General features: G+C 70.3%; 8 protein-coding genes. 6 read left to right on the forward strand and 2 right to left on the reverse strand.

Annotated features, from left to right (window positions below; translation table 11 throughout):
* The 5 genes from I73_RS29895 to I73_RS29900 all read left to right on the forward strand — a co-directional run.
* Positions 1–972 (forward strand): methionine ABC transporter ATP-binding protein (locus I73_RS29895; protein WP_040501329.1); only part of this gene is annotated, 972 nt, incomplete at its 5' end.
* A complete protein-coding gene (locus tag I73_RS22420; RefSeq protein ID WP_022982665.1) occupies positions 962–1,624 on the forward strand; it encodes a methionine ABC transporter permease in 663 nt (220 codons plus the stop codon). The genes I73_RS29895 and I73_RS22420, both read left to right, overlap by 11 nt.
* A 24-nt stretch (positions 1,625–1,648) precedes the next feature.
* The gene (locus tag I73_RS22425) at positions 1,649–2,929 is read left to right on the forward strand and encodes an SfnB family sulfur acquisition oxidoreductase (RefSeq protein WP_022982666.1); all 1,281 of its coding nucleotides are present in this window, start codon (positions 1,649–1,651) and stop codon (positions 2,927–2,929) included.
* A gap of 21 nt (positions 2,930–2,950) precedes the next feature.
* On the forward strand, positions 2,951–4,201 hold the full coding sequence (locus I73_RS22430) for an SfnB family sulfur acquisition oxidoreductase (RefSeq protein ID WP_022982667.1): 1,251 nt from the start codon (positions 2,951–2,953) through the stop codon (positions 4,199–4,201).
* 3 nt (positions 4,202–4,204) lie between these two features.
* Positions 4,205–5,623, forward strand: a complete 1,419-nt coding sequence (locus I73_RS29900; protein ID WP_022982668.1) for an LLM class flavin-dependent oxidoreductase — start codon at positions 4,205–4,207, stop codon at positions 5,621–5,623.
* A gap of 7 nt (positions 5,624–5,630) precedes the next feature.
* On the opposite strand, the gene I73_RS22440 is transcribed toward I73_RS29900, so the two are convergent.
* The gene (locus I73_RS22440; RefSeq protein ID WP_026097090.1) at positions 5,631–5,900 is read right to left on the reverse strand and encodes a VF530 family DNA-binding protein; all 270 of its coding nucleotides are present in this window, start codon (positions 5,898–5,900) and stop codon (positions 5,631–5,633) included.
* A 52-nt stretch (positions 5,901–5,952) separates the two neighbouring features.
* The gene (locus tag I73_RS29905; protein WP_083876999.1) at positions 5,953–7,431 is read right to left on the reverse strand and encodes a HipA domain-containing protein; all 1,479 of its coding nucleotides are present in this window, start codon (positions 7,429–7,431) and stop codon (positions 5,953–5,955) included.
* A 159-nt stretch (positions 7,432–7,590) separates the two neighbouring features.
* Between I73_RS29905 and I73_RS22450 the strand changes: the two genes are divergently transcribed.
* Positions 7,591–8,393 (forward strand): LysR substrate-binding domain-containing protein (locus tag I73_RS22450; RefSeq protein ID WP_022982671.1); only part of this gene is annotated, 803 nt, incomplete at its 3' end.

Consider the following 8,393-nt stretch of genomic DNA (forward strand, 5'->3'; position numbering starts at 1 on the left):
CTGGACATCGCGCCCGGCCGCATCTTCGGCATCATCGGCCGCAGCGGGGCCGGCAAGTCCAGTCTGCTGCGCACCATCAACCGGCTGGAGCAACCCACGGAAGGACGCGTGCGGGTCGACGGCGTGGACATCGCCACGCTGGACGCCCGGGGCCTGGTGGCCCTGCGCCGGCGGGTCGGCATGATCTTCCAGCACTTCAACCTGCTGTCGGCCAAGACGGTGTGGGACAACGTAGCCCTGCCGCTGCGCGTGGCCGGCGTACCGCGGGCCGAGACCGAGGCGCGGGTGAACGAAGCCCTGGCCCTGGTCGGCCTGGAGGCCAAGCACCACGCCCGCCCCCAGCGCCTGTCGGGCGGGCAGAAGCAGCGCGTGGGCATTGCCCGCGCCCTGGTCACCCGGCCCGAGATCCTGCTGTGCGACGAGGCCACCTCGGCCCTGGACCCCGAGACCACGCAGTCCATCCTCGCCCTGCTCAAGGACATCAACCGGCGGCTGGGCATCACCATCATCCTCATCACCCATGAGATGAGCGTGATCCGCGAGATCGCGGACGAGGTGCTGGTGCTGGAACAAGGGTGCATCGCCGAGCACGGCCCCGTGTGGCAGGTCTTCGGCGAGCCGCGCCACGACGCCACCCGCGCCCTGCTGGCCCCGCTGCAGCACGAGCTGCCAGACGACCTGAAGGCCCGTCTGCAAGCCGGGCCGCCGCCGCTGGGCACGCCTTCGCAGCGCATCCTGCAGCTCAGCTACACCGGGGCCAACGGCCTGGAACCGGACTTCGCCGCCATCGGCCAGGCCTTGCAGCAACCGGTGCGCCTGGTGCATGGCGGGGTGGACCGCATCCAGGGCCATGCCCAAGGCCGGCTGCTGATCGCGCTGGACGGTGCCCTGCCCCTGCCGCCGCTGCCCACGCTGACCAGCGGCCCGCACCCCATCGCCCACCACATCGAGGAGCTGGGTCATGTCGTTTGAACTCTCGCTCGACGTCGACACCTATCTGGACGCCCTGCTGGACACGCTGCAGATGGTGGCCGTCTCCGGTGGCTTCGCCCTGCTGGCCGGCATTCCGCTGGCCGTGCTGCTGATCGCCACCGCGCCCGGCGGCTTCCGGCCCGCGCCGCGCATCCACCGCGCGGTGGGCAGCGTGGTCAACGGCTTTCGGGCCACGCCCTTCATCGTGCTGCTGGTCGCGCTGATCCCCTTCACCCGGCTGGTGGCAGGCACCACCATCGGTGTGTGGGCCGCCATCGTGCCGCTGGCCATCAGCGCCACGCCCTTTTTTGCCCGCATCGCCGAGGTCAGCCTGCGCGAGGTGGACCCCGGCCTGATCGAGGCCGCCCAGGCCATGGGCTGCCAGCGCTGGCACATCGTGCGCCATGTGCTGCTGCCCGAGGCCCTGCCCGGCATCGTCGGCGGCTTCACCATCACCCTGGTCGCGCTCATCAGCTCCTCGGCCATGGCCGGTGCGGTGGGCGCCGGTGGCCTGGGCGACCTGGCCATCCGCTACGGCTACCAGCGCTTCGACACCCAGGTCATGGTCCTGGTGATCGCCATCCTCATCGCCCTGGTCACGCTGGTGCAGTTCAGCGGCGACCGCCTGGTGCACTGGCTGCGCAGCCGCTGACCCCAACGAACTTTCTGACAGACCATGAGCACCGACACCCTGCTGCCACCCCGGGCGGGCGACCCCGCCGACCACGCCACCGCTGACGCCACCCGCCTGCCGCGCCCGCCCTCGCCCCCGCGCCGCCTGAACACGACGGAAGAGGCCCTGGATGCTGCCCAGGCCCTGGCCGCCGAGTTCCGCACCGGCGCGTCCGAGCGCGACCGCACACGCCGCCTGCCCTGGGACGAGATCGAGGCCTACACCGCCAGCGGCCTGGGCAGCATCACCGTGCCCCGGGCCTACGGCGGCCCCGGGCTGCCCTTCACCACCCTGGCCCAGGTCTTCGTCACCCTCTGCGCGGCCGACCCGGCCCTGGGCCAGATCCCGCAGAACCACTTCGGCGTGCTGGGCATCCTGAAGGAGGCGGGCAGCGAAGCCCAGAAACAGCGCCTGTTCGGCGAGGTGCTGGCGGGCTGGCGCCTGGGCAATGCCGGCCCCGAGCGCAAATCCCAGGCCAGCCCCACCATCACCCAGGGCGCTACCACGCTGCGCGACACACCAGCCGGCCTGCGCCTGACGGGCCATCGCTACTACTCGACCGGCGCCATCTTTGCCCACCGCATCCCCACCCGCGCGGTGGACGAACAGGGGCGGGCCGTGCATGTGTGGGTGCCCCGCACGGCCCGCGGCGTGCGCGTCGTCGACGACTGGTCGGCCTTCGGCCAGCGCACCACGGCCAGCGGCAGCGTGGTGTTCGAGGACGTGCCCATCCTGCCCGAGGACGTGCTGCCCCTGTGGCCGCTGGGTGAGCGCCCGGGGCTGTACGGCCCCAGCTCTCAGCTGATCCAGGCCGCCATCGACCAGGGCATCGCCCAGGCCGCGCTGGAGGATGCGCTCACCTTCGTGCGCGAGAAGGCAAGGCCCTGGGTCGACTCCGGCCTGGAGCGCGCGGTGGACGACCCCTACCTGATCGGCGAGGTGGGCCGACTGCAGATCGAGCTGCACGCCGCGCACGAGATCCTGCTGGAGGCGGCCCAGACCCTGGACGAGGTCGCCGCCGCGCCGGTGACGGCCGAATCCAGCGGCCGCGCCTCGGTGGCCGTGGCCGAAGCCAAGGTGCTGACCACCCGCATCGCGCTGGCCGCCAGCGAAAAGCTGTTCGAGCTGGCTGGCTCGGCCGCCACCCGTGCTGCCCACAACCTGGACCGCCACTGGCGCAACGCCCGCGTGCACACCCTGCACGACCCGGTGCGCTGGAAGCTGCACCTCATCGGCAACCACCGCCTCAACGGCGTGCTGCCGGCCCGCCATTCCTGGAACTGAACCACCGCGGCGCCTCACACCATGACCCTGTTGTATGAACCCGTGCCGGTGGACAGCCACCCGGCCCCCGCCGCCGCCCCCCGCCAGGCGCCCCACCGCATCCAGACTGACGCCGAGGCGCTGGCGGTGGCCCGCCGCGTGGCGGCCGAACTGGCCCCTGGTGCCGCCGAGCGTGACCGCGAGCGCCTGCTGCCCTGGACCGAGCTGGACACCTTCGTGGCCAGCGGTCTGTGGGCCATCACCGTGCCCAAGGCCCTGGGCGGCGCCGGCGTGTCGGCCGGCACCCTGGCCGAAGTGACCGCGCTGATCGCCGAGGCCGACAGCTCGCTGGGCCAGATCCCGCAGAACCACTTCTACGCACTGGAGGTGCTGCGCGTGGGCGGCAGCCCGGCCCAGCAGCGCTTCTTCTACGGCGAGGTGCTGGCCGGCCGGCGCCTGGGCAACGCCCTGGCCGAGATCGGCCACAAGGACTTCCAGCGTCGCACCCGGCTGATCCCCGATGGCAACGGCTGGCGCATCCAGGGCCGCAAGTTCTACTGCACCGGCGCGGTCTACGCGCACTGGATCCCGACCCTGGTGGTGGCCGAGGAAGCGGGCCGGCCCGTGCAGTACCTGGCCTTCGTGCCGCGCGATGCCCAGGGCGTGGACATCACCGACGACTGGGACGGCTTCGGCCAGCGGGTGACGGGCAGCGGCTCGGTGGCCTTCGACCACGTGCGGGTCGAAGCCGACTGGGTGGTGCCCTTCCAGAGTTCCTTCGAGCGCCCCACCACCATCGGCCCGGTGGCCCAGCTGCTGCATGCGGCCATCGACCTGGGCGTGGCCCGCGCCGCGCTGGCCGCCACCCTGCCCTTTGTGCGGGAACATGCCCGTCCCTGGATCGACGCCAAGGTGGCCCGCGCCGCCGAGGACCCGCTGCTCATCCAGCAGGTGGGCGAGACGACGGTGCAGCTGCGCGCCGCCGAGGCCCTGCTGCGTCGGGCCGCACGCTTCGTCGACGCGGCCCAGGCGGCGCCGGGCGAGCGCAGCGTGGCCGAAGCCTCCATCGCCGTGGCCGAGGCCCGGGTGCAGACCACCACCGCCGCGCTGGACGCGTCCACCCGCCTGTTCGAGCTGGGCGGCACCGCCGCCACGCTGGACCACCGCGGCCTGGACCGCTTCTGGCGCAACGCCCGCACCCACACCCTGCACGACCCGGTGCGCTGGAAGTACCACGCCGTGGGCAACTTCTTCCTCAACGACCGCCTTCCGCCGCGCCACGGCGCGCTCTGAGCCATGTCTGCACCCAAACAACTGCGGGTCAACGCCTTCAACATGAACTGCGTGGGCCACATCCACCACGGCCTGTGGACGCACCCGCGGGACCGCTCCACCGACTACAACACCCTCGGCCACTGGACCGACATCGCCCGGCTGCTGGAGCGCGGCCTGTTCGACGGGCTGTTCATCGCCGACATCGTGGGCAGCTACGACGTCTACCAAGGTGGCCTGGACCTGACCCTGCAGGAGGCCATCCAACTGCCGGCCAACGACCCGTGGATGCTGGTCTCCGCCATGGCCGCGGTGACCCAACACCTGGGCTTCGGCCTGACGGCCAGCACCAGCGCGGAGACGCCCTTCACCTTTGCCCGCAAGGCCAGCACCCTGGACCAGCTGACCCAGGGGCGCCTGGGCTGGAACATCGTCACCGGCTACATCGACAGTGGCGCGCGCGCCCTGGGCCACGAGCGCCTGGTGGCCCACGACCTGCGCTACGACCAGGCCGACGACTTCCTGGCCCTGTGCTACCGGCTGTGGGAAGGCAGCTGGGAAGACGGCGCCGTGCGCAAGGACCGCGCGCGCCGCATTTACGCCGACCCGGCCAAGGTGCATGCCATCGCCCACGACGGCCCCTTCTACCGCTCGCAGGGCGTGCACATGTGCGAGCCCTCGCCGCAGCGCACGCCGGTGCTTTACCAGGCCGGCACCTCGGGCCGCGGCCAGCGCTTTGCCGGCGAGCATGCCGAGTGCGTGTTCATTGCCGCCAACGACCCCGCCGCCGCCCGCGCCACCGCGGGCCGGCTGCGCCAGAGCCTGGTGGCCGCCGGCCGCCGGCCCGAGGACGTGAAGATCTTCGTGGCCCTTTCGGTCGTGGCCGGCGCCACCGAGGCCGAGGCCCGGGACCGCTACGACGAATACCAACGCTACGCCAGCCCCGAGGCCGGCCTGGCCCACTTCGCCGCCAGCACCGGTGTGGACTTCGCCCGCTACGGCCTGGACGATCCGATCGACTACAGCGGCTCCAACGCCATCCAGTCGGCCGGCCAGACGGCCCAGCAGCGCGGCTGGACCACCCGCCGCCAGCTGCTGCGGCAGTTCACCCTGGGCAGCCGCTACCCCACCCTGGTGGGCAGCGGCAGCCAGATCGCCGACGCGCTGGTGCGCTGGCTGGACGAAGGCGACATCGACGGCATCAACCTCAGCCGCATCGTCGTGCCCGAAACCTGGGCCGATTTCATCGACCACGTGGTGCCCGAGCTGCAGACCCGCGGCCGCTACCGCACCGCCTATGACGAAGGCACGCTGCGGCACAAGCTGTTCGGTCAGGGCGACCGACTGCCCGCGGCCCACCCCGCCGCCGCCGTGCGCGGCCTGGCCACCCGGGCCAGCGCCAGGGCCGACACGGCACGTCCGGTGAGCTTCACCGGGGTCTGAACGGTGCTCAGGGGCGGGTCTGTCGCTTGCGTTCCCGCAGCATGAACAGGTAGAGCCCCTCGACCTTCTCACGCGCCCACGGCGTCTTGCGCAGGAACTTCAGGCTCGACTTGACGCTGGGCTCGAAGGCGAAGCAGCGCAAGGGGATACGCGCGTCCAGGCCTTCCCAGCCGTACTCCTCGCTCAAGGCCGTCACGATGGCTTCCAGCGTCAGGCCGTGCAAGGGGTTGCGTGGCTGTGCCGGTGGCGGTGCGGGCGGGGATGCGTCGTCGTTCATGGGGCGATTGTCGTCGGCTGGGAAGGGGCGCCGGGGGCGGCACCCGCCGACCTCAGCGCGGAAGGAGCGGCGCCACAAAGGCCCTGGCGACCCTCAGATTCTCATGGGCGATCTGACGCATCTCCTGCGACAGAGGAACCGACAGATCCTCGCTCACCGCCGCCGTCCAGAACCGTTCCGCCGCCGCGGCCGCGCGTGCCCACACCTCGGGCTGGGCGCCAATGGTGCCGACCTTGGGCTCGATGGGCGTCAGGTCCGGGTCCACGCCGCCGCCCAGCGAGGCGTAGCGCATCGGAAGAATGTCGTAGGCCGGCGCGACGCCTTGGTACTCACCATCCTCGCGGATGAGCAGCGAGATGTTCTCGAAGTGCCGGTCGTTGTTGCCGATGAGCTCGCTGAAGGCAGCCATGACATCGATGTGCCTGGCGTCCTCGGCCGTGAGGTAGCGCGCTTGCGCGCAACGTGCGGCGAACTCGGACCAGGAATCTCGCATGCCGAAGAACTCGTCGTCGACGGAGCCCGCTGACAGCATGCCAACCCGGCCCTTCAAGCCGATGCGGTCGAAGCGTTGCACCTCCAGGAAGACATAACCCCCTCCCGCGAGCAGCTGCGTGCGGCTCGCGGGAACGCTCACCTCGGCCAGGGACCGGAGGGCCAGGTGTTCGAGCGGCAGGAGCTCGCCCATGCGGCTGCCGACCTTGGCAAACTTGACGATGACATGCCCGGTGTCCTGGGTCAGCCAGAGGAACTTGGGCTGCTCGCCACCCGCACTGGAGCCATAGGCCGCCCCCCGCAGCGCAGTGGCCATGCCGACGTAGTGGTCGATCTTGCCTTCGGCCGGCGTTGGAGGGACGGCCAAGAAGGCCAGCTCCTTTTCAAGGGGGGCATCGCCGAAGATCAGGTTGCCGGGCAGGTTCAGGCCCTGCGTGAAGAGGTAGGCCACCCGATGGTCGTCATGCCAGTCCTTGAGGCTGGCCGGAAACGCCTGGTTGCTCGCAGCCTCATGAGCCAGTTGCCGCCCCAGGAAGCCGGAGGGTGCAGCGAAAAGCATGTAGGGCGGCAAGCCTTCATAGAGGCGCGTCACGTCGCCGATCCGCTCGACCGTGGCACCGCCAGCCAGGAACTCGACATCGGCAAACGGCGCGATGTTGCCTGCGCGCAGGTGCCGGTAGATCCGCTGGCGTGCACTCAGGCCCATGGGAAGCGGGCGCAGAAGCCCGTACATCGGCGTGCGAACCCCCGTGACACGAAAACTCGTCACCGTGCGCGACAAACTCTGAATGGTTCGTGAGAGTGTCGGCTGACTGATTCCCCGATCGGAAATGAGCTGCGCAGCAGTGCGATGACCGTACCGAAGCTGCCGCTCGATCTCCTGAGACAGCTCGGCGTTGGATCGACGGTTGGTGGCGCTCACTTGAATCTTCTGCGAATAGTTCAGAGAATTATATAAGAGTGCCTTGCGGAGCGCCTCGACGGCATTCGCACGCCCCTTCAGCAGTGGCTTGGCCCTGCTGTTCACGACGGCGCCCATGGGTTCGTGCACGACGTCACGGATCTGCTGCGCATGGCGTTCCGATGAAGCAGCCCCATATGCGCCGCGCTGCTGATCTCACTCGGATTCCTTCCTTCGCAAGCCGGGGTGGGCTGCCCAGAATCGATCCTTGATGAACGAGGAATCAGGGGCCGCCACATGAACTTTCAGCAATTACGTGCCGTGCGCGAGACCGCCCGCCAGGGCTACAACCTGACCACGGTGGCCCAGGTGCTGCACACCTCGCAGCCCGGCGTGAGCCGGCAGATCCGCGAGCTGGAGGATGAGCTGGGGCTCACGCTGTTCAGCCGTGCCGGCAAGCGGCTGACCGGACTGACGGAGCCAGGTGAGCGCATGCTGCCCATCGTGGAGCGCATGCTCTCGCACGCCGAATCGCTCAAGCGCGCTGGCCAGGACCATGTGAAAACCATGTCCGGCCAGCTGACCATCGCCACCACCCATTCGCAGGCCCGCTACGCGCTGCCTGGCGCGGTGATGGCCTTCCGCGCCCTGCACCCCGAGGTGTCGCTGCGCCTGCACCAGGGCTCGCCCGAGCAGGTGGCCCGGCTGCTGAAAGACCGTCAGGCCGACGTGGGCATCGCCACCGAGGCGCTGTCGCGCCACCCGCAGCTGCTCACGCTGGCCTGCTACACCTGGACCCACTTGGTGGTGGTGCCCAAGGGCCACCCACTGGACGATGGCCGGCCGCTGACCCTGGCCCGCCTGGCCCGGCAACCGTTGATCACCTACGAGCTGGGCTACACCGGCCGCGGCCACATCGACCAGGCCTTCCGGCAAGCCGGCATCCAGCCGCAGATGGCCATTGAGGCCACCGATGCGGACGTGATCAAGACCTATGTCGGCCTGGGGCTGGGCGTGGGCATCATCGCCGCCATCGCCTACCAGCCCGAGAAGGAAAAGGGCCTGGTGGCGCTGGATGCCCGCCACCTGTCTCGCCCAAC

The organism is Ideonella sp. B508-1 (assembly GCF_000333615.1).
Classification (GTDB): Bacteria; Pseudomonadota; Gammaproteobacteria; order Burkholderiales; family Burkholderiaceae_C; genus Ideonella.